Annotated in this window: 19 protein-coding genes; 15 read left to right on the top strand and 4 right to left on the bottom strand. The window is 70.8% G+C overall.

The window, feature by feature from the left end:
• Positions 1–46 precede the first annotated feature (46 nt).
• Positions 47–865 carry an alpha/beta fold hydrolase gene (locus FHU35_RS03940; RefSeq protein WP_145736856.1) on the top strand — a complete coding sequence of 273 codons (819 nt, stop codon included), beginning with the start codon at positions 47–49 and terminating at the stop codon, positions 863–865.
• Positions 866–957: 92 nt separating this feature from the next.
• The gene (locus FHU35_RS03935) at positions 958–2,289 is read left to right on the top strand and encodes an MFS transporter (RefSeq protein WP_186459243.1); all 1,332 of its coding nucleotides are present in this window, start codon (positions 958–960) and stop codon (positions 2,287–2,289) included.
• Between the two features lie 52 nt (positions 2,290–2,341).
• Here the strand turns inward: FHU35_RS03935 and FHU35_RS03930 are convergent, their stop codons facing one another.
• Both FHU35_RS03930 and FHU35_RS03925 read right to left on the bottom strand, forming a co-directional pair.
• The gene (locus tag FHU35_RS03930) at positions 2,342–2,836 is read right to left on the bottom strand and encodes a DinB family protein (protein ID WP_145736852.1); all 495 of its coding nucleotides are present in this window, start codon (positions 2,834–2,836) and stop codon (positions 2,342–2,344) included.
• 64 nt (positions 2,837–2,900) lie between these two features.
• Complete coding sequence (locus FHU35_RS03925) at positions 2,901–3,371, bottom strand: NUDIX hydrolase (protein ID WP_145736849.1); 471 nt, start codon at positions 3,369–3,371, stop codon at positions 2,901–2,903.
• Positions 3,372–3,425: 54 nt separating this feature from the next.
• Here FHU35_RS03925 and FHU35_RS03920 point away from each other — a divergent pair, with 54 nt between their 5' ends.
• Positions 3,426–4,463 (top strand): DNA polymerase IV, encoded by a 1,038-nt coding sequence (locus tag FHU35_RS03920; RefSeq protein ID WP_145736845.1) that lies wholly within the window; start codon positions 3,426–3,428, stop codon positions 4,461–4,463.
• Here the strand turns inward: FHU35_RS03920 and FHU35_RS03915 are convergent.
• The gene (locus FHU35_RS03915; RefSeq protein ID WP_145736840.1) at positions 4,428–4,910 is read right to left on the bottom strand and encodes an Lrp/AsnC family transcriptional regulator; all 483 of its coding nucleotides are present in this window, start codon (positions 4,908–4,910) and stop codon (positions 4,428–4,430) included. The genes FHU35_RS03920 and FHU35_RS03915 overlap by 36 nt on opposite strands.
• Positions 4,911–5,039: 129 nt before the next feature.
• Between FHU35_RS03915 and FHU35_RS03910 the strand changes: the two genes are divergently transcribed.
• The 5 genes from FHU35_RS03910 (at position 5,040) to FHU35_RS03890 (ending at position 12,200) form a co-directional block, all read left to right on the top strand.
• The gene (locus FHU35_RS03910) at positions 5,040–7,331 is read left to right on the top strand and encodes a transketolase-like TK C-terminal-containing protein (RefSeq protein ID WP_145736837.1); all 2,292 of its coding nucleotides are present in this window, start codon (positions 5,040–5,042) and stop codon (positions 7,329–7,331) included.
• Positions 7,332–7,404: 73 nt separating this feature from the next.
• On the top strand, positions 7,405–8,322 hold the full coding sequence (locus tag FHU35_RS03905; RefSeq protein ID WP_145736834.1) for an acetamidase/formamidase family protein: 918 nt from the start codon (positions 7,405–7,407) through the stop codon (positions 8,320–8,322).
• Between the two features lie 108 nt (positions 8,323–8,430).
• Positions 8,431–10,110, top strand: coding sequence for a TIGR03767 family metallophosphoesterase (locus tag FHU35_RS03900; RefSeq protein WP_145736831.1), 1,680 nt, complete (start codon positions 8,431–8,433; stop codon positions 10,108–10,110).
• Between the two features lie 60 nt (positions 10,111–10,170).
• Positions 10,171–11,010 carry a universal stress protein gene (locus FHU35_RS03895; protein WP_145736828.1) on the top strand — a complete coding sequence of 280 codons (840 nt, stop codon included), beginning with the start codon at positions 10,171–10,173 and terminating at the stop codon, positions 11,008–11,010.
• Between the two features lie 65 nt (positions 11,011–11,075).
• Entirely contained in the window at positions 11,076–12,200 is a 1,125-nt protein-coding gene (locus FHU35_RS03890; protein ID WP_145736825.1) for an NDMA-dependent alcohol dehydrogenase, read from the top strand.
• Here FHU35_RS03890 and mftR read toward each other — a convergent pair.
• A complete protein-coding gene (mftR, locus tag FHU35_RS03885) occupies positions 12,194–12,799 on the bottom strand; it encodes a mycofactocin system transcriptional regulator (RefSeq protein ID WP_246110056.1) in 606 nt (201 codons plus the stop codon). The two genes, FHU35_RS03890 and mftR, sit on opposite strands and share 7 nt — an antisense overlap.
• Positions 12,800–12,881: 82 nt before the next feature.
• On the opposite strand from mftR, the gene mftA reads away from it, so the two are divergent.
• The 7 genes from mftA (at position 12,882) to FHU35_RS03850 (ending at position 20,620) form a co-directional block, all read left to right on the top strand.
• A complete protein-coding gene (gene mftA / locus FHU35_RS03880) occupies positions 12,882–12,986 on the top strand; it encodes a mycofactocin precursor MftA (protein WP_145736820.1) in 105 nt (34 codons plus the stop codon).
• A gap of 2 nt (positions 12,987–12,988) precedes the next feature.
• Positions 12,989–13,264: a mycofactocin biosynthesis chaperone MftB gene (mftB, locus tag FHU35_RS03875; protein WP_145736817.1), complete on the top strand. Its 276-nt coding sequence runs from the start codon at positions 12,989–12,991 to the stop codon at positions 13,262–13,264.
• A gap of 152 nt (positions 13,265–13,416) precedes the next feature.
• Positions 13,417–14,598, top strand: a complete 1,182-nt coding sequence (gene mftC / locus FHU35_RS03870; protein WP_145736811.1) for a mycofactocin radical SAM maturase — start codon at positions 13,417–13,419, stop codon at positions 14,596–14,598.
• Between the two features lie 2 nt (positions 14,599–14,600).
• Positions 14,601–16,478, top strand: coding sequence for a mycofactocin system FadH/OYE family oxidoreductase 1 (locus FHU35_RS03865; protein WP_145736805.1), 1,878 nt, complete (start codon positions 14,601–14,603; stop codon positions 16,476–16,478).
• Complete coding sequence (locus tag FHU35_RS03860; protein ID WP_145736800.1) at positions 16,475–18,418, top strand: mycofactocin system FadH/OYE family oxidoreductase 2; 1,944 nt, start codon at positions 16,475–16,477, stop codon at positions 18,416–18,418. Before FHU35_RS03865 ends, FHU35_RS03860 begins: the two co-directional genes overlap by 4 nt.
• A complete protein-coding gene (locus FHU35_RS03855; RefSeq protein ID WP_145736796.1) occupies positions 18,415–19,341 on the top strand; it encodes a mycofactocin-associated electron transfer flavoprotein alpha subunit in 927 nt (308 codons plus the stop codon). The genes FHU35_RS03860 and FHU35_RS03855 overlap by 4 nt, the downstream gene beginning before the upstream one ends.
• Positions 19,334–20,620, top strand: a complete 1,287-nt coding sequence (locus FHU35_RS03850; protein ID WP_145736794.1) for an FAD-dependent oxidoreductase — start codon at positions 19,334–19,336, stop codon at positions 20,618–20,620. The genes FHU35_RS03855 and FHU35_RS03850 overlap by 8 nt, the downstream gene beginning before the upstream one ends.

The raw sequence follows: 20,620 nt of genomic DNA, 5'->3' as shown, positions 1-20,620 counted from the left end.
AAGGCGGGCGCGACACGGTGTTTCCTCGATCGCTGCGGAGGCGTTGATGGGTTGGGAGCTCGCCGAGGTCTACGAGTCGCCGCACGGGAAGGTGCGGTGGGACAGCTTCGGGGAGGGGCCGGACGTCGTGCTCATGCACGGCACGCCGTTCTCCTCGTTCGTGTGGCGGGACGTGGCCAACGCGCTCAGCGCCCGCTACCGCGTGCACCTGTGGGACATGGCCGGCTACGGGACCTCGGAGAAGTTCGAGGGGCAGGACGTGTCGCTGGCCGCGCAGCAGGAGGTCTTCACCGGACTGCTGCGGCACTGCGGCGTCAACGAGCCCTCGGTGATCGCGCACGACTTCGGCGGTGCGGTGTCGCTGCGCAGCGCGCTGCTGGACGGAGTGCGGTACCGGCGGCTGGCGCTGCTGGACGCGGTGAGCGTCCGGCCGTGGGGATCGGACTTCTTCCGCCTGGTCAACGTCAACGCGCCGGTGTTCGCCGCGCTGCCGCCGCACCTGCACGAGTCGCTGGTGCGCGGTTACCTGGCCACCGCCGCGCACCGCGAGCTGCGGCCGGACGTGCTGGACCGGATGGTCGAGCCGTGGCTCGGCGAGGAGGGCCAGCCCGCCTTCTACCGGCAGATCGCCCAGGCCGACGAGCGCTACACGGGGGAGATCGAGGACCGCTACGGCGACCTGGACTGCCCGGTGCTCATCGGCTGGGGAGAGGAGGACTCCTGGTTGCCCGCGGACCGCGGGCGGGAGTTGGCGCGACGCATACCGCAGGCCCGGTTGGAGTGGATCCCACGGGCCGGACATCTCGTCCAGGAGGACAACCCGGCACGGGTGACCGCGCTGATCACGGAGTTCCTCGCCTCCTGAGCGTCCAGCATGCGGGAACCCCGTCTCGGGACGTGGTCGCCGAACGTTTAGAGTGTCGTTCGTCCGTTCGTGTTAATCAGGAGGTTCGGCGCATGGCTGTCGGCCACACCTCGCCGGTGCGAGGTTCCGGGGATCCGGGGTCGAAGACCCCACGCAACTCGACCCGACAGGTCGTGCTCGCCAGCCTCGTGGGCACCTCGATCGAGTTCTACGACTTCTACGTCTACGCCACCGCCGCGGTGCTGATCTTCCCGAAGCTCTTCTTCCCGGCGGGCGATGAGACGGCGGCGACGCTGAACTCGCTGGCGACCTTCGGCATCGCCTTCGTCGCCCGGCCGGTCGGCTCGGCGCTGTTCGGCCACTTTGGCGACCGCATCGGGCGCAAGGCGACGCTGGTGGCGTCGCTGCTGACCATGGGCATCTCGACGGTGCTGATCGGCCTGCTGCCCGGTTACGCCCAGATCGGCATCGTGGCGCCGCTGCTGCTGGCGCTGTGCCGGTTCGGCCAGGGGCTGGGCCTGGGTGGCGAGTGGGGCGGAGCCGCCCTGCTGGCCACCGAGAACGCGCCGCCGCGCAAGCGAGCGCTGTTCGGCACGTTCCCGCAGCTGGGAGCGCCGATCGGGTTCTTCTTCGCGAACGGCCTGTTCCTGATCCTCTCCGGCATCATGTCCGACGCGGCGTTCGCCTCGTGGGGCTGGCGGATCCCGTTCCTGGTCTCGGCGGTGCTGGTGATCGTCGGGCTGTGGGTGCGGCTGAGCCTGAACGAGACCCCGGCGTTCGCGAAGGTGCTGGAGAACAACGAGCGCGCGAAGGTGCCGTTCGTGCAGGTCTTCCGCACCGACCTCAAGGCGCTGGTGCTGGGCACGCTGATCATGCTCGCCACCTACGTGCTGTTCTACCTGATGACGGTGTTCTCGCTGTCCTACGGCACCTCCGAGTCCGGTCTGGGCTACGAGCGCTCGACGTTCCTGGTGATGCTGCTGGTCGGCGTCGTGTTCTTCGGGCTGACCGTGCCGGTGGCCGGACTGCTCGCCGACCGCTACGGGCGGCGTTCCACGCTGGTGGTGACCACGAGCGCGATCATCGTGTTCGGCCTGCTCATGGGACCGTGGTTCGGTGCCCACTCGACCACGGCGACCGTGCTGTTCCTGGTGGTCGGCCTGGGGCTGATGGGCATGACCTTCGGCCCGATGGGGGCGCTGCTGCCCGAGCTGTTCCCGACCGCGGTGCGCTACACGGGCGCCTCGGTGTCCTACAACCTGGCGAGCCTGCTGGGCGCCTCGGTCGCCCCCTACATCGCCACCTGGCTGGCGGGTTCCTACGGACTGGGCTGGGTCGGCGTCTACCTGGCGGTCGCCGGCGCGATCACCCTGGGCGCGCTGCTGGCCAGCCGCGAAACCCGGGACACCTCCCTGGAGGCGTGAGGATCTTGCGGGCCAGGCCCCGTCCGGCGACGCCGGGCGGGGCCTGATCGCGTCATTCGCCGGTGCTGCCGTCGATGGCCTCGCGCAGCAGGTCGGCGTGACCGTTGTGGCGGGCGTACTCCTCGATCATGTGGACCAGCACGAACCGCAGCGAGAAGTCGTCGTCCCACCCGGGCCGGGGGAACGCCGAGTCGAGCGATCCCACCGCAGGCTCGATCTCGCGGGCCCGCTCGACCTCGGTCTCCCAGGCGCTGAACGCCTCGGCGGAATCCGCCTCGGCCACCGCGAAGGCGTCCTGGAAATCACCCCACACCCGGGGCAGGTCGTGCTCGCCGTTGACGCACCGCCGGAACCAGGCGCGCTCCACGTCGGCCATGTGCCTGACCAAGCCGAGCAACGTCAGGTCCGACGGGGGTGCCGAGGGCTTCTGCAGCTGGTTATCGGTGAGTCCCGCGCACTTCCCGGCGAAGGTGGCGCGGTGGTAGTCGAGGAAACCGACGAGGGTCTCGCGTTCGCCGCCGATCAGCGGCGGTTCGATACGGTCCATCGCAGCAGTATCCGGCACCCGCGCACCCGTTTTTCGAGATCGCCGGAAATCGCCTCGCGACGCGTCACGACTCCCCGGGGGCCTGGAGCTGTTCGAGGAGGCGGTCGACGAAGGCGGCCTGGGTGGGGTTGAGCTTCTCGCGGGCGGTCTCCGGGTCGCACCACAGGGCGCGGTCGACCTCGGGGAAGGTCTGCCTGCGTCCGGACCGGGGCGGCCACTCGATCTCGAAGGTGTTGCTGCGCAAGGAATCCACGTCGAACTCGCCTTCGACGGCCCAGGCGGTGATGGTCTTGCCGCTGCGCATCCGGACTTCGCCGAGCGGCAGCAGCTCGCGGTCCTGCAACGACATGCCGGTCTCCTCGGCGAACTCGCGCAGCGCCGCCGCCCGGGGTTCCTCGTCCGGTTCGTGCTCGCCCTTGGGCAGGGTCCAGGACCCGGCGTCCTTGTTCTTGAAGAACGGTCCGCCCGGGTGCACCACCAGCACGCTCGGCCCGTCGAGTCGGTACAGCAGGATCCCGGCGCTTCGCTTGCTCACCGCTTCAGTCTCGCGCATCGGCGCGGGGCCTGGCGCGACCGGGCGTTTCCGACGATGCTGACCGTCGTGGAACGGGTGGTGCTGCACATCGATCTCGACCAGTTCATCGTCGCGGTGGAACTGCTCCGGCATCCTGATCTGGTCGGCGAGCCGGTGCTCGTCGGCGGATCGGGCGATCCGACCGAACGCGGTGTGGTCGCCGGAGCCTCCTACGAGGCCCGCGCCCGGGGCGTGACGTCGGGGACGCCGCTGCGCACCGCGGCCGCGCGCTGCCCGGAGGCGGTGTTCCTGCCCGCCGACCGGGAGACCTACCTGGCCGCTTCCGCCGACGTGATGACCGCGCTCGGCGAGCTGGGCGGGATCCTGGAGGTCATCGGCTGGGACGAGGCGTTCATGCTGGTCGACACCGAAGACGCCGCCGACACCGCCCGCTACGTCCAGAGCTACGTGCGCGAGCGCACCGCGCTGAACTGCTCGATCGGCATCGGCGACAACAAGCTCCGGGCGAAACTGGCCTCCGGCATGGGAAAACCCGCGGGAGTGTTCCGGCTGGACATGTCCAACTGGGTGGAGGTGATGGCGGGCAAGCCCACCGACGCGCTGCAGGGCGTCGGCGGCAAGACCGCCAAGAAGCTCGCGGCCAGGGGCATCGCCACCGTCGCCGACCTGGCCGGCACCTCGATGGCGGACCTGGCGGGGGAGTTCGGGCCGAACATCGGTCCGTGGCTGGTGGCGGTCGCGCACGGCTACGACTCCAGCCCGGTCAGCGACGAACCGTTCCGCGCCCGCTCGCACGGCCGCGAGGTCACCTTCCAGCGGGACCTGCGGGAGGTCGAACCGATGCGCGCCGAGATCACCCGGCTCGCCCGCCAGGTCTCCGAGGACCTGGCGGGCGACGCCACCCTGGCCAGGCGGGTGGTGGTCAAGGTCCGCGACTCCCGCTTCGGCACCCACACCCACGGCGTCACCCTCGCCGAACCCACCAGGGCCTTCGAACCCCTCGAGGTCGCGGCGCAGCAGGCTCTGGACGGATTCCCGCTGGACCGCCCGGTCCGGCTACTGGGCGTCCGGGCGGAGCTTGTCCGCGAGTAGCGGCGTGACGCGGAAGTCGACGAGAGTGCGCATGGCCAGCGAGAAGCTGGTGCGCTCCACGCCCGGGGTGTCGAGGACGCGCCCTGCGATGCGGTAGAGCTGGTCGGCGTCGGTGGCGACCACGCGCACCAGCAGGTCGGAGTCGCCGGTGAGGCCGAAAACCTCCACCACCTCCGGGATGTCGGCCAGCGCGTCGGCCAGCCGGTCGAGGTGCTGCTGGGTGACCTGGACGGTGATGAACGCGGTCAGCGGGTAGCCGAGGGTCGCCGGGTCGATGCGGCGTTCGAACGAACCGAGCTTCGGTTCCAGCTTCCCCAGCCTCGCCTGAACGGTGTTGCGGGACAGCCCGACTCGATCGGCGAGTGCGACCACGGTCGCCCGCGGTTCCTCGCGCAGGGCCAGCAGCAGCCGGATGTCGATGTCGTCGAGCGGCTCGGCGGTGGGCAATCTGTTCACCTCGTCGGTCGTTCCGGCCCGGCGGGGTGAGCAGATTGCTCGATTCGCCGGCCAGGGCTTGTGCAGTGATTCTCATCTTGGTGTTCTTCTGAGCGCAATGTGGCAACGCGAGGAGGCGTCATGACGAGCGTGGTACCGGCCCGCACCGAGACGGAGGGCCTGCGCGAGGTCGAGCAGCGGGTGCTGTGGCTGGCGACCGCGATGATCGACCACGCCAACCGGGTGCGGACCAACAACTCCGGGCTCAAGGTCGGCGGGCACCAGGCGTCCTGCGCCTCGATGGTGTCGATCATGACCGCGCTGTACTTCGAGCACCTGACCGCCGCCGACCGCGTCTCGGTGAAACCGCACGCCTCGCCGGTGCTGCACGCGATCAACTACCTGCTCGGCTCGCTCGACGAGAAGCACCTGGGAACCCTGCGCGAGTACGGCGGCATCCAGAGCTACCCGAGCCGCACGAAAGACCCCGACCCGGCGGACTACTCGACGGGTTCGGTCGGCATCGGTGCCACCGCGCCGATCTGGGGTGCCGTCGCCCGCCGCTACGTCGACACCCACGGCGGCGGATCCGGCACCGGGCGCCAGTACTCGCTGCTCGGCGATGCCGAACTGGACGAAGGTGCCTGCTGGGAGGCGATCCTCGACCCGACCGTCGCCGATCTCGGCGAAGTGGTCTGGATCGTCGACCTCAACCGGCAGTCGCTGGACCGCGTCGTGCCCAACATCGCCGCCCACCGGTTGCAGGGCATGTTCACCGCCGCGGGCTGGCAGGTGATCACCCTCAAGTACGGGCAGGTGCTGGAGGAGCTGTTCACCCGCCCGGGAGGTGCGGCGCTGCGCGAGCGCATCGACGGGATGAGCAACCCCGAGTACCAGCGCCTGCTGCGCTGCACGCCGGAACAGCTCCGGGATCGGATTCCGGCCGGTGACACCGCGATCGGGACGCTGCTGTCCGATGTGGACGACGACACCCTCGCGACGGCGATCCGCAACCTCGGCGGCCACGACCTCGACGCTCTCGATTCCGCGTTCAAGGCCATCGACGACACCCGGCCCACGGTCATCTTCGCCTACACCATCAAGGGGTACGGCCTCGCCACCGAAGGTCACCCGCAGAACCACGGTTCGCTGCTCGGCGAGGACCAGATGCGGCAGCTGGGGACGCAGGTCGGCGCCGACCTCGACGACCCGTGGCACCGCTTCCCGGAGAGCAGTCCGGCGGGCCGGCGCTGCGCGGAGACCGCGTCCCGGCTGCGTCGCCGCGAACGCGCCCGCGTGAAACCCCCGCAGCTGCCCGCCGACATCGGACGCACCCCCAGCGGGACCACCACGACCCAGGCGGCGCTGGGCCGGACGCTGCTGGACCTGACCCGCGAAGCGCCGGAGGCGGCCGAGCGGATCGTGACGCTCGCGCCGGACGTCAGCTCCACCACCAACCTCGGCGGCTGGCTGAACAAGGTCGGGGTGTGGTCGCCGGCGGAACGCGTCGACTGGTTCGCCGACGACGCCGAAACGATCCTGCACTGGCGGGAACGGCCCGCAGGTCAGCACATCGAGCTGGGCATCGCCGAGACCAACCTGGTGGGCCTGCTCGGCGAGCTCGGGTCGACCTGGAGCCGGTGGGGCCAGCCGCTGCTGCCGATCGGGGTGGTCTACGACTGCTTCCTGGGGCGCGCGCTGGAACCGTGGTCCTTCGGCGTGTACGCGGGCGGGCAGTCGATCCTGGTCGGCACGCCCTCCGGGGTGAGCCTGGCGCCCGAGGGCGGGGCGCACCAGTCGGTCGGCACGCCGTCGATCGGGCTGGAGCAACCCGGGGTGACCAGCTACGAGCCCGCTTTCGCCGTGGACACCGAGTGGTGCCTGCTGGAGGCCATGTCGCAGCTGGGCAAACCCGGCGGGTCCTCGTCCTACCTGCGGCTCTCGACGCGCCCGGTGGACCAGTCGCTGGCCTCGGTGCCTGCTGATCCTGCGGCCCGCGAGCGTCGCCGCAGGCAGGTCGTCGGTGGCGGCTACCTGCTGCGGCGCGACCCCGACCCGCAGGTGACGCTGGTGGGCATGGGCGCGCTGATGACCGAGACCCTCGACGCGGCCGGCCGGCTGGCGGATCAGGGGATCGGCGCCGACGTCGTCTGCGTGACCAGTGCTGACCTGCTGTTCCGGGCTCACCGGGGAGATGCGGACCGGGGTGTGCTGGACCAGGTCCTGCCCGCGGAGCGGGCGCGACCGATGGTCACCGTCCTGGACGGGCACCCGCACGCGCTGGCGTTCCTGGCCGGTGTCAACGGGGTTCGCGGCGCGCACCTGGGCGTCACCGGCTTCGGCCAGTCCGGTTCGCTCGACGACGTCTACCGGCACCACGGTCTCGACACCGACAGCGTCATCCGCGCCGCCCTCGACGTGACCCACAGCTGACCTGGGCTCCTTCTCTTGGCCTCGGCACGTCCGCCCTGGTTGGGTGTGGGAGGTTCGAGGGGCGGAGGTCGTGGTGGGTTCGTTCGAGGTCAGGGCAGAGCCCGGCAGCGTCGCCGACGTGTTCAGCCGGGATGCCGCGCCCGTCCTGGAGGTCGACTCCGGTGACGTGGTGACCGTGGAGTCGCTGGACTCCAGCGGCCACCTGGAGCGGCAGGCGGTGCCGGGGGAGCAGCGGCCCCGGATGTTCACCGAACGCCGGGGTCACTGCCTGACCGGCCCGATCGCCGTGCGCGGTGCCAAGCCGGGGATGGTGCTGGCCGTGCACTTCGAGCAGCTGACGCCGGCCGAGTGGGGCTGGACGGCGGCCGCGGGCAAGGACGAGTGGCTGCTGCGCAGGCTGCGAGTGGCCGACGTCGAGAGGGCTTGGCTGCTGTGGGAGCTGTGCGGGGAGACCGCGACGAACCAGCACGGGCATACCGTGCGGGTCGCGCCGTTCCTCGGCGTGGTCGGCATGCCGCCGGACGAGCCGGGTGAGCACTCGACGATCCCGCCGCGCGCCGAGGGAGGCGGCAACATCGACTGCCGCGAGCTGGTCGCCGGATCGACCCTGTACCTGCCGGTCACGGTCCCCGGCGCGATGCTGCTGCTGGGCGATGGCCACGCCAGGCAGGGCGACGGCGAAGTCGGCGGCACCGCGATCGAGTGCGGGATGACCACGCGGGTGCGCCTCGAACTGGTCGTGGACCGTCCGGTCCCCGGAGTGCACGCGGACACCCCCGGTGGTCTGGTCACCTTCGGGTTCGACGCCGATCTCAACGAGGCGACCGCCACGGCGCTGAGCGCGATGATCGACTGGCTGCAGATCGAGCAGGCCCTGGACCGCGGTTCCGCGCTGGCGCTGGCGAGCGCGACGGTGGACCTGCGCATCACCCAGATCGCCAACGGCACCTGGGGTGTGCACGCCGTGCTGCCGGCCGGAGTGCTCGATTGAGCCGTTCGGGCGGTGTTCCCCCCGTTTTCACCTGAACCGGGGTGTGTCGAAAACCAAAAACATGAAAGATTTTCTGATCAGTTCCACGGGGCGATCAGAGGACTGGACATGGCGGATGTGAGCAGGCGCGGCTTCATGCTGGCCGCGGGGATCACGGGCATGGCACTCGGCTTCGGTTCCGCATCGGCGAGTGCTCGACCTGCGCGAACGACGCTGGAGGGGGCAGCGCAGCCCGCGGCGGGTGAGGGGTACCGGCGCCTGATCGCCGGACCGGGCTGGCCGCAGGTGGTGCGCACCGAACTCGCCCCCGCCGATCCCGGGCGGCTGGACCGCCGGACTCCGGTCACCGCGTTCACCCAGTTCACGGACCTGCACGTGACCGACGCGCAGAGCCCGGCCCGCTTCGAATACCTGCACCCGCTGGCCGGCGGGGCGTTCCGCCCGCAGGAGACGTTGGGCGCGCTGTCGGCCGCCCACCTGGTGCAGCGGGTCAACGAGCTGCGCACCGGACCGGTCACCGGCCGACCCATGGACTTCATGATCACCACCGGCGACAGCACCGACAACCACGAATTCGCCGAGCTCGACTGGTACTTCGCCGTCCTCAACGGCGGGCGGATCGCGCAGAACACCGGGGCCGCGCACTACGAAGGCGTCCAGGACTCCGGCGACCCGCTGTACTGGCACCCCGAGGGCGGGATCGAGGACCGCTTCCGGGAGCTGGGCTTCCCGGTGCTGCCGGGACTGCTCACCGATGCGCTGCGGCCTTTCGCGAGCCCGGGGCTGGACATCCCCTGGTACGCGGTGTTCGGCAACCACGACAACAGCGTCATGGGAACGCTCGCCGACCAGGCCATCCCGCGCGTCAACGAGTGGTACACGGGTGACCGCAAGATCATCGGCCGGGACGAGCGGGAAGCCCGGGAGATCACCGAGATGATGCGCGGAACGCGGGAGGCCTCCGGGCGGATGGTGCTCGACGGCAACACGATCGTGCGCACCGTGACTCCCGACGAGCGGCGCCACCCGTTCACCACCGAGCAGTTCATCGCAGCCCACCTCGACGAGGCCAACACCGGTCCCGGTCCGGTCGGACACGGCTTCGACGCCGACGACCCCGCGCCGCACTACACCTTCCGGATCGCGCCGGGCGTCACCGGCATCGCCATGGACAGCACCAACACCGCAGGTCTCGCCGAGGGATCGCTCGGGCTCAGCCAGTACCGGTGGCTGGAGGAGGTGCTGACCCGCGGCAGCTCCGGCTACTACGACGAGGCGGGGCGCAAGCAGGTCCAGCACGTCACCGACGAGATGTTCGTGCTGTTCAGCCACCACACCTCGGACACGATGACCGCGCTGTGGCCCGACTTCCGCTCGCCCGGCGAGGCCCGCGTGAGCGGTGCCGGCGTGGTGCGGCTGCTCCAGCGGTTCCCGAACGTGCTGGCCTGGGTCAACGGGCACACCCACCGCAACACCATCACCCCGCACGGCGCCGACGAGCCCGAACGCGGCTTCTGGGAGATCAACACCGCCTCCCACGTCGACTTCCCGCAGCTGGCCAGGGTCATCGAGATCGCCGACAACCACGACGGCACGGTCTCGCTGTTCACCACGCTGATCGAGGCCGACAGCCCCTACCAGGCGGATTACGACGACCGCTCGCCCGCAGCGCTGGCCGCGCTGTACCGGGAGCTGTCGTTCAACGATCCGCACACCGACCTGTCGCAGCTCGGCGACCACACCGACCGCAACACCGAGCTGCTCCTCCCGGGCCGCCTGCCGCACTGATCCGGAAGGCGAACGGAGCCCCGGTCGAGGACCCTGGAGGGATCGACCGGGGAGGGCACGATGAACGTCGTGGTGGGAGTCGACGGCTCAGCGGTCGCGCGCAACGCGGCCGCGTGGGCGGCGCGCGAGGCGGTGCGTCGCGGGTGCGGGCTGCGGATCGTCTACGCGGATCCGACCGCTCATCCCGGAGAGGAGCACTTCCGCGAGCCTGTCGCCCGCGCGCTGTCCGACGCCGCCGGACACGCCTCCGCCGAGCAGCCCGACCTCCACGTGACCAGCACGGCCCTGCCCGGGCCGCCGGAGCGGGTGCTCGTCGCCGAGTCCGCCGCGGCTGAGCTGCTCGTGGTGGGCGACCGCGGCTTCGGCGGCTTCACCGGTCTGCTGGCCGGTGCCGTGGCGGTCAAGGTCGCCGCGCACGCGCTCGGCTCGGTGGCGGTCGTGCCGGACGTCGGCGACCCGCCCACCTTCCCGTCCGCCGGGCCGGTGGTGGCCGGTGTGGACGACGTCGAGTCCTCCGCTCCGGTGCTCGCGCAGGCGTTCCGGGTGGCCGACTCGCTCGGTGAACCGCTGCACGTCGTGCACACCTGGGAGATCGTCGGCATCGACCTGAAGTGGTTGCGCAGCAGGTTGCCCACCGAGGAGATCGCGGAGACCGAGCAGCGGTTCCTGGCCGAGGCCATGGCCGGGTGGCAGGAGCGCTTCCCCGGCGTCGCGGTCGAGCGAATCGTCGGCCGCGGTTCGCCGGTGGCGGCGCTGATCAATCACTCGACCGAGGCGCAACTGGTGGTCGTCGGCGCGCGCGGACGGGGTGGTGTCGCAGGCGCTCACCTGGGATCCACGAGCCACAAGCTGATTCACCACACACCGTCACCGCTGTTGATCGTTCGTTCGCGGCCTTGACTTACCTCTGATCGGTTTCTCATTCTCTTTTCCGAACGTTCTTCCGCACTCGACGAGGAGTGGACATGAAGACGAAGGCCGCGATCCTGCACGAGCCGGGCAAGGACTGGGAAATCGACGAGATCGAGCTGGGCGATCCGATCGAGGGCGAAGTGCAGGTGAGGCTCGCGGCCTCGGGCCTGTGCCACTCCGACGAGCACCTGCGAACCGGTGCCACCCCGATGGCGATCTACCCCGCTGTCGGCGGTCATGAAGGAGCCGGTGTCGTCACGAAGGTGGGCGCCGGTGTCGCCGGCATCAACGAGGGCGACCACGTGGTGCTGACCTTCATCCCCGGCTGCGGCAGGTGCCGGGCGTGCGCCAAGGGGATGCAGAACCTCTGCGACGCCGGTGCGGGCCTGCTGTCGGGTGAGGCGATCTCGGGTGGTCACCGGATCACCTACCAGGGCAAACCGGCGGCGCCGATGTGCCTGCTGGGAACCTTCGCGCCGTACGTGACGGTCAACCAGGCCTCGGTGCTGACCATCGAGAAGGACATCCCGCTCGACAAGGCGGCGCTGCTCGGGTGCGGCGTGTCCACCGGGTGGGGCACCGCGACGGAGATCGGCGAGACGCGCACCGGTGACACCGTGGTCGTCGTGGGATGCGGTGGTGTCGGCATCAACGCCGTGCAGGGCGCGGCCGCCGCGGGAGCCCGCTACGTCGTGGCGGTGGACCCGGTGGACTTCAAGCGGACCAAGGCCGAGGAGCTCGGGGCCACGCACTCCTTCGCCACGATGGAGGAGGCGCAAGCGGCGGTCGGGGAGCTGACCTGGGGCCAGATGGCCGACAGCGTGCTGATCTGCATCGGCGAGACCACCGGCGAGCACCTGCAGCCCGCCCTGTCGACGACCAAGAAGGGCGGTCAGGTCGTGGTCACCGGCATGGGCCGGGCGGACCAGATCGACGCCCAGGTGAGCCTCTTCGAGCTGACCCTGCTGCAGAAGCGCTTGCAGGGAGCGATCTTCGGCGGCGTCAGCCCGCGGACCCAGATCCCGCGCCTGCTGGAGCACTACCGCAACGGCACCCTCAAGCTCGACGAGCTGGTCACCACGGAGTACAAGCTGGAGGACATCAACACCGGGTACGCCGACATGATGGCGGGCAAGAACCTCCGCGGTCTGATCCGCTACACCGACGCCGACTACTGATCGGTGTGAGCCCGGGCGAGTTCGCGCATCGCCGTGTCGAGCAGATCCGCGATCTCGCTCCCGGGATGGTCCAGCCAGTGCTGATAGGCGGCCAGCGCCACGCCGAGCGCGGCGTGGGCGATGGTCTGCGGGATCAGCGCGGTTGACGACTGGGCGAGGCGGTGGCCGACGCATTCGGCCACCACCTCGCGCCAGGATTCGAAGCGCAGCGTCGAATGCGCTTGCAGCGCGGGCACTCCCATGATCAGGCGCATCCGCCTGCGATGAGCGGGGACCTGGTAGTCCGGCACCCGGTTGAACTCCACCAGGCAGTGCCGCACCGCCTCCATCAGCGGGACGTCCTCCGGCAGCGCGCGGAACTCGGCGCGCATCCGCTCCAGACCCGCCTCGAAGTCGCCCCACGGGATGTCGTTCTTCGACGGGAAGTAGTGGAAGAACGTGCGCCGCGCGATGCCCGCGGCAGCGGCGATGTCGGCGACCGTGGTGCGTTCGAAGCCCTGTTCGTCGAACAGGTCGAAGGCGACCTGCTCAAGTTCCGCCGCAGTGGTGACCTTTCGCCGTCCACCGGGCCGCTGTACTCCAGATGTGTCAGGCCGCAACGAATTCCGCTCCACGTCTTGTGAATGTGCACTCGGTGCAAATACCGTGTCGATGGTAGCTCGACACTGTGAGGAGCATCGCATGTCTGACCAGCAGATCGAACAGAGCACCGGAACCGAGCCCGTCGTCGAGGAAGAGCTCCTGGTCGAGGAAGTCTCCATCGACGGGATGTGCGGGGTCTACTGACCATGGCCGCCGCGGAGTTCGACATCGACCGCGGCTACCGGTTGAACCCGCAGGTCGCGCTGCGCCCCGAGCCGTTCGGGGCGCTGGCGTACCACTTCGGCAACCGGAAGCTGTCGTTCCTGAAAGTGCCCGAACTGGTGGAACTCGTGCGCCACCTCGGTGACCACGCCAGCGTCGAAGATGCGCTGGCGAGCGTCCCCGAGCAGCGCCGGCCGCAGTTCCGCGACGCCCTGGCCTCCCTCGCGGCCTCGGACATGATTCGTCCGCAGAGCGACTAGGGGTGGGTGGTCGTGGGTGAGGGAAGTTTTCATGAGAACTTCCCCCGCCCCTCGCACGCGAACCCCCACCACCCCCATGAACCGCGCCTGGGGCGCGCGGAGCACGCCCGGATCCAATGCAGACGACGAAGTCCCGTTGGAAGTGAGCCGAAATGACCACCACAGCACCGGTTCCCTCGCTCGTCGAGCAGTTCAAGGGCGGGCTCGACGCGCCCATCTGCCTGACCTGGGAATGGACCTACGCCTGCAACCTGGCCTGCGAGCACTGCCTGTCCTCCTCCGGCAGGCGCGACCCGGACGAGCTCTCGACCGACGAGATGAAGGCGGTCATCGACGAGCTGCAGCGGATGCAGGTCTTCTACGTCAACGTCGGCGGCGGTGAACCGACCGTCCGGCCCGACTTCTGGGAACTGCTCGACTACGCCATCGATCACCAGGTGGGCGTGAAGTTCTCCACCAACGGCCTGCGCATCGACGCCGAACGCGCGCGCCGGCTGGCCGCCACCGACTACGTCGACGTCCAGATCTCCCTCGACGGCGCGACCCGCGAGGTCAACGACGCGGTGCGCGGTCCCGGGTCGTTCGACATGGCGATGGGTGCGCTGCAGAACCTCTCCGACGCGGGCATGCGTGATTTCAAGATCTCGGTGGTGATGACCAGCCAGAACGTCGATCAGCTGGACGACTTCAAGGTCATCGCCGACCGCTTCGGGGCGCAGCTGCGCATCACCCGGCTGCGGCCTTCCGGGCGCGGTGCCGACGTGTGGGACGAGCTGCACCCCACCGACGCGCAGCAGCGGCAGATCTACGACTGGCTGGTCGCCCGCGGCGACCAGGTGCTCACCGGCGACTCGTTCTTCCACCTCAACGCGCTGGGATCGACCCCGCTGCCCGGGCTGAACCTGTGCGGCGCGGGACGGGTGGTGTGCCTGATCGACCCGGTCGGTGACGTCTACGCGTGCCCGTTCGCCATCCACGACGTCTTCAAGGGCGGAAACGTCCGCGAAGAAGGCGGTTTCGCCAAGGTGTGGCGGGAATCGGAGCTGTTCAACGACCTCCGCCAGCCGCAGTCGGCCGGTGCGTGCGCCTCGTGCGCGCACTTCGACGCCTGCCAGGGCGGCTGCATGGCGGCGAAGTTCTTCACCGGGCTCCCGCTCGACGGTCCGGACCCGGAGTGCGTGCAGGGGTACGGTCAGTCCGCTCTGTCCATCGTGGACAAGGACGAGCTGCCCAAGGCCACCCAGGACCACTCGCGCTCTTCGCGGCGCAAGGTCGGGCTCGGGATGCCCGCCATGCCCGCGAAGCCGTGCGACTCCTCGCCGCTGGTGAGCTAGCCGTGAGCCTCGCCCAACCGGTTCGGCTCGGCCGGTGCTCCGCTCCGTCGCGCGTCCTGTTCGGGCCGCACGAGACGAACCTCGGCCGTGATCGCGGCATCTCGGACCGGCACGTCGCCTACTACGCGGCACGCGCCGCCGGTGGTGCCGGCGTGCTGGTCACCGAGACCGCGAGCGTGCACGACTCGGACTGGCCCTACGAACGCGCCCCGCTGGCCTCGGACTGCGGTCCGGGCTGGGCGGCGGTGGCCGAGGCCTGCCGCCCGCACGGAACGGTGGTGCTGGCCGGGCTGGGGCACTCCGGTTCGCAGGGCTCCTCGGCGTTCTCGCAGCGAGTGCTGTGGGCACCCTCCCGGGTGGCCGACGTGGCCAGCCGCGAGATGCCGATGGAGCTCGAACAACCCGAGATCGACGCGCTGGTAGGAGGTTTCGCGCGCGCCGCCGGTGAGGTGCTGCGCTGCGGCCTGCACGGCGTGGAGCTCAACGCCGGTCAGTTCTCGCTGCTGCGGCAGTTCCTGTCCGGGCTGACCAACCAGCGCGGCGACGACTACGGGACCGATCGCACCCGCCTGCTGCGCGAGGTCCTGGCCGCGGTGCGGGACGTGGTCGGTGACGGCGTGATCGGCGTGCGGTTGTCGTGCGACGAGCTCGCCCCGTGGGCGGGGATCACGCCGGACGAGGCGGTCGGGATCGTCGAAGCGATCCGCGATCAGGCCGACTACATCGCGGTCGTGCGCGGCTCTGCGATGGGCACCTCCGCGACCCGCCCGGACCTGCACACCGAGCCGGGCTTCAACGCGGAGCTCTGCCGGACGATCCGCGAGTCCGCAGGAGGCACGCCGGTGGTCCTCCAGGGCAGCGTCGTGGATCCGGGGCGGGCTCAGCAGGCGCTCGACGACGGCGTCGCGGACCTGGTCGAGATGACCCGAGCTCAGATCGCCGACCCCGACCTCGTCGTCAAGACCCGCGCGGGCACCCCGGTCCGGCCGTGCGTCCTGTGCAACCAGAAGTGCAGCGTCCGGGACAACCGCAACCCGTTGGTCACCTGCATCGGCAACCCGACCGCGGGCCACGAGACCGAGTCGGACCCGGTGCCGGTGGAGATCAGATCCCCCGGCCGGGAACCGGTCGTGGTGGTGGGGGGCGGACCCGCCGGGTTGGAGGCCGCCCGGGTGCTGGCGCTGCGGGGACGGAGCGTGGAAGTCGTCGAGCGCGCCGAGCGCCTCGGCGGGATGGTGCCGACTGCGGCCGAAGTGGCGGGCCGCGGGCGCCTGCTCGACCTGATCGGGTGGTGGGAGTCCGAGGTCCGGCGCCTCGGTGTCGCCGTGCGTCTCGGGGTGGAGGCCGCGCCCGAGGATCTGGCCGGCCGCGAGGTCGTGGTGGCCACCGGTTCCGCGCCCGGGCCGTGGGGGTTCAAGGTCGACGGAGGTGTCGTGCTGGACGTGGTCGAGGCGCTGCGCGGGGAGACGCCGGAGGGCCCGGTCGTCGTGCACGATCCCGTCGGGGACTTCGTCGGCGTCGGCGTGGCCGAACTGCTGGCGGCCCGGGGAGTGGAGACCGCGATCGTGACGCAGGACCAGGTCGTGGGCACGCAGCTCGCGCTGACCGGCGACCTCGCCGACGCCAACGCCCGGCTGCAACGAGCCGGTGTCGCGCTGGAGAAGCGCTCCCTGCTGCGCGAGGTGCGCGCCGACCACGTGGTCCTGGAGGACGTCCACACCGCCGAAACCCGGGAGCGCCCCGCCTCGGCCGTCGTCCACTGCGGACACCGGTTGCCCGATCAGCAGCTGGAGGGACGGCCGATCGGGGACTGCGTCGCGCCCCGCACGATCCACGAGGCGGTCCTGGAAGGCCGCCGGATCGCGGGAGGTCTGCGATGACGCGCTACCTGTTCTCCCCGCTGCGGCTCGGACCGGTGACGGTGCGCAACCGCATCGTGTTCTCCGCGCACCTGACCAACTACGCCCGCGACGGCCATCCGACCGAGCAGCACGCCGCGTACTACGCGGCCCGGGCCGAGGGCGGTGCCGGGCTGGTGATCACCGAGGAGCACTCGACCCACCCCACCGACTGGCCGTACGAGAAGCTCATCCACGGTTTCGACCCGTCGGTGATCTCCGGGTACCGCCGGATCACCGAGGCCGTGCACGCCCACGGCACGCCGATCTTCGCCCAGCTCAACCACAACGGCGGGCAGGCGTCGTCGATGTACTCGCGGCTCCCGGTGTGGGCACCGTCCGCAGTGCCGGACCCGATGTTCCGCGAAGTGCCCAAAGCCGTGGACATCAGCGAGATCGCCGAGATCGTCGGTGGTTACGCGACCGTGGCCGCGCACTGCGCCGAGGGCGGGTTCGACGGGGTGGAGCTGCAGTGCTCGCACTCGTCGATCGTGCGCGGGTTCCTCTCGCCCGCCACCAACCGGCGCACCGACGCCTACGGCGGTTCGCTGGCCCGCCGGGCCAGGCTCCTGCTGGAGATCGTCGCCGCGGTCCGCGAGTCCATCGGGCCGGATCGGGCGCTGGGCGTGCGGATCTGCGGGGACGAGCTGATCGAGGGCGGCACCACCATCGACGAGGCGGTCGAGGTCGCCAGGATGGTGGAGGCCACCGGTCAGGTCGACTACATCAACACCTCGATCGGCGTGGCCACCTCGACGCTGTACATGATCGAGGCGTCCATGGCGATCCCCCCGGGCTACGCGCTGTTCATCTCCAACGCGATCCGCAAAGCGGTGGATCTGCCGGTCGTCGGCGTCGGCCGCATCAAGGACCCGCTGCAGGCCGAGCGCGCGCTGGAGGAGGGGCACTGCGACCTGGTCGGTGTGGTCCGCGGCCAGATCGCCGACGCCGACTTCGCGGCCAAGGCCAGGTCGGGGCACGCCACCGAGATCCGCACCTGCCTGTCCTGCAACCAGGAGTGCGTGGGGCGGATGGGCCTCAACCGGTGGCTCGGTTGCATCGAGAACCCGCGCACCGGCAAGGAATCGATCGCCCTGCCGATGCCGCGCAGGCGCAGCCGGGTGCTGGTGGTCGGGGGCGGCCCGGCCGGTTTGCAGGCCGCGGCCACCGCCGCCGAGCGCGGCCACCACGTGACGCTGTTCGAGCGGGAGTCCGCGACCGGTGGGCAGGTCGCGCAGGCGGCGAGCGTGCCGGGACGGGCGGAATTCCTGGACGTGGTGCGCAACCTCCGCGCCGAGTGCCAGCGCCACGGCGTGGACGTGAAGACCGGGACCGAGGCCACCGCGCGGCTGCTCCGCGAGGAGCACCCGGACGCGGTCGTGCTGGCCACCGGAGCTCGCCCGCAATCGCCTTGGTGGGCGGGCGATCTGGCGCGGGTGGTCGACGTCCGCGACGTGCTCGCCGGTGACGCCGCACCGGAGGGCGAGGTGCTGATCGTCGACGAACTCGGCTTCCACCAGGCGTCCTCGGTCGCCGAACTGCTGGCCGACCGCGGCTGCCGGGTGCGGATCAGCACCCCGGGGATGGTCGTCTGCCAGGACCTCGGCGTCACGCTGGACATGGAGACCTTCGCCATCCGCGCCCACGCCAAGGGAATCGGGCAGCGCACCGATGAGGTCGTGATGGGCGCTGCGGACGACGGGGAGCGGGTGTCGCTGCAGATCCTCAAGCACACCACCGGCGAGATGACCGAGGACACCTTCGACTGGGTCGTGTGCGCCGTGCACCAGAGCCCGGTCGACGAGCTGTGGCAGGAGCTGCGCGACGCCCCCTTCCCGGTCCACCGGGTGGGCGATTGCCTCGCACCGCGCCGCGCGCACGCGGCCGTGGTCGAGGGACATCGAGCGGCGGTGGAACTGTGAACGCGCTCCCGGAAGTCCTCGCGGTGGTCGTCGTCCGCGACGGCGCACTGCCCGGCGGAGCGGACGAGGCGGTCGCCGAGGCCGGAGGCGCCGTCCTGCTCGCCGGTTCGGGGACGGGACGCGCGGCGAAGGAGCTCCGGACCGCGCGCAGCACCTGGACCGTCGACACGGCCGGGGTCGCACCCGGATCGCTGGCCGCGACCCTGGCGGCCTCGCTGCGCGGGGTGCGGGTGGTGCTGCTGCCCGCCTCGCCTGACGGACGAGACCTCGCACCACGACTGGCGTTCGAGACCGGGCGACCGCTGCACGCGGGCGCGATCCGCTGCGACGCGGACACCGCTGCACTGTCCAGAGCGGACGACGCGCTGGAAGTCGTGGTCCGCTTCACCGGGCCGGTCGTGGTCACGCTGACGCCCGGAGTGCGCGGCGTCGGTCACCCGCTCTCGCCGCCGGAACCGGTCGCGCTGGCCGTCGATCCGGTGGAGGTGCTCGACGCCGAGGTCGTCGAGGTCCGCGATCCCGAACCCGAGACCGTCGAGCTGACCGAAGCCGCCCGCATCTTCGGCGGAGGCGCCGGCCTGGTCGGACCGGGCGAGGACGGGACCGCGACGATGCGGACGTTGACCGAGGTCGCGGCGTGGCTGGGAGCCTCAGCGGGCGCGACCCGGGTGGTCACGGACGCGGGCTGGGCCGGGCACGACCGGCAGATCGGCACCACCGGAGTCGTCGTCGACCCGAAGCTCTACGTCGCCTTCGGCATCTCCGGCGCCACCCAGCACACCGGCGGCCTGGGCCGACCCGAGCACGTGGTCAGCATCAACACCGACCCGTCGTGCCCGATGACCGCGATGGCGGACCTCGGCATCATCGCCGACGCCCCCGAAGTCCTGCGCGAACTCGACCGCCGGAGACGAGATGCCTGAAGTCGATGCCGTCGTCGTCGGCGCCGGTCCTGCGGGATCGGCCGCCGCGCTGGAGCTCGCTCGCGCCGGGCGCAGCGTCATCCTGCTCGAACGGGGACCGTTCCCCGGTGCCAAGAACGTCTACGGCGGAGTCGTTTACGGCCGGGTGCTCGACGAGGTGCTGCCCGAGTGGTGGCGCGAGGTGCCGGTGCAGCGCTGGGTGACCCGGCGCAGCACCATGATGCTCACCGAGAACCAGGCGCTGACCGTCGACTTCCGCAGCGAGGACTGGGGGAGCGCGCCCTACAACGGGATGACCACCTACCGCGCGGACTTCGACTCGTGGCTGGCCGACAAGGCGGTCGCGGCCGGAGCGCGGCTGGTGAACTCGACGGTGGCCACCGGGTTGCTGCGGGAGAACGGCCGGATCGTCGGCGTGCGCACCGACCGGCCCGACGGCGACATCCGGGCCCGCGTGGTCATCGCAGCGGACGGGGTCAACTCCTTCCTGGCCAAGCAGGCCGGGCTGCTGCCCGAGAAGGACCCGGAGCACCAGACGCTCGGGGTCAAGGAAACGCTGGCACTCCCGCGCGCCACGATCGAGGAGCGCTTCCAGCTCGGTGGTGATCAGGGCGCGGACTTCGAGATCCTCGGCTGCACCGGGGAGATCCCCGGCGGCGGATTCCTCTACACCAACCGCGAGACCGTCAGCGTCGGAGTCGTGCTCTCGCTCACCGGTCTGGGCAAGTCGGGCAGGCGGCCGGAGGACGTGCTCGCCGACCTCAAGGCGCACCCGGCGATCGCGCCCTACCTGCGAGGTTCCGAGTTGAAGGAGTACTCGGCGCACCTCATCCCGGAAGGCGGATACCGCAGCATGCCGCCGCTGTCCACACCCGGCATGCTGATCGCCGGTGACGCGGCGGCGATGTGCCTGGCCGCCGGGATCTGGCTGGAGGGCGTCAACTTCGCCCTCGGCTCCGGACTCGCCGCCGGACGCACCGCCGCCGAGGCGGTCGAGAACGGCGGTTCGCTCGACGGCTACAAGGAGCGCCTGGAGGGCAACTTCGTGCTCGCCGACCACAAGCGGCTGCAACGCGCACCCGGTCTGGTGCTGTCCGAGCGGGTGCAGCAGCAGTACCCCAAGCTGCTGTGCGACTTCGCCCAGGGCGTGTTCACCGTCGGCAACCCCGCGCCGAAACCGGGCATGGGCAAGCTCTTCCGCGACACCGCCGCTCGTCACGGCGTCCGCCTGCGGAAGCTCGCCGCGGACGCCTGGACCGGACTGCGCACCTTCGGCTGA

This window comes from Saccharopolyspora dendranthemae (genome assembly GCF_007829955.1).
GTDB lineage: Bacteria > Actinomycetota > Actinomycetes > Mycobacteriales > Pseudonocardiaceae > Saccharopolyspora > Saccharopolyspora dendranthemae.
This window is presented reverse-complemented; position numbering and strand designations above follow the sequence as displayed.

What these genes read in the sequence shown, in the direction of transcription:
- FHU35_RS03940 (WP_145736856.1), top strand. Translation starts at nt 47, where the DNA reads ATGGGTTGGGAGCTCGCCGAGGTCTACGAGTCGCCGCACGGGAAGGTG.
- FHU35_RS03935 (WP_186459243.1), top strand. Translation starts at nt 958, where the DNA reads ATGGCTGTCGGCCACACCTCGCCGGTGCGAGGTTCCGGGGATCCGGGG.
- FHU35_RS03930 (WP_145736852.1), bottom strand. Translation starts at nt 2,836, where the DNA reads ATGGACCGTATCGAACCGCCGCTGATCGGCGGCGAACGCGAGACCCTC.
- FHU35_RS03920 (WP_145736845.1), top strand. Translation starts at nt 3,426, where the DNA reads ATGCTGACCGTCGTGGAACGGGTGGTGCTGCACATCGATCTCGACCAG.
- FHU35_RS03910 (WP_145736837.1), top strand. Translation starts at nt 5,040, where the DNA reads ATGACGAGCGTGGTACCGGCCCGCACCGAGACGGAGGGCCTGCGCGAG.
- FHU35_RS03900 (WP_145736831.1), top strand. Translation starts at nt 8,431, where the DNA reads ATGGCGGATGTGAGCAGGCGCGGCTTCATGCTGGCCGCGGGGATCACG.
- FHU35_RS03895 (WP_145736828.1), top strand. Translation starts at nt 10,171, where the DNA reads ATGAACGTCGTGGTGGGAGTCGACGGCTCAGCGGTCGCGCGCAACGCG.
- FHU35_RS03890 (WP_145736825.1), top strand. Translation starts at nt 11,076, where the DNA reads ATGAAGACGAAGGCCGCGATCCTGCACGAGCCGGGCAAGGACTGGGAA.
- mftA (WP_145736820.1), top strand. Translation starts at nt 12,882, where the DNA reads ATGTCTGACCAGCAGATCGAACAGAGCACCGGAACCGAGCCCGTCGTC.
- mftB (WP_145736817.1), top strand. Translation starts at nt 12,989, where the DNA reads ATGGCCGCCGCGGAGTTCGACATCGACCGCGGCTACCGGTTGAACCCG.
- mftC (WP_145736811.1), top strand. Translation starts at nt 13,417, where the DNA reads ATGACCACCACAGCACCGGTTCCCTCGCTCGTCGAGCAGTTCAAGGGC.
- FHU35_RS03860 (WP_145736800.1), top strand. Translation starts at nt 16,475, where the DNA reads ATGACGCGCTACCTGTTCTCCCCGCTGCGGCTCGGACCGGTGACGGTG.
- FHU35_RS03850 (WP_145736794.1), top strand. Translation starts at nt 19,334, where the DNA reads ATGCCTGAAGTCGATGCCGTCGTCGTCGGCGCCGGTCCTGCGGGATCG.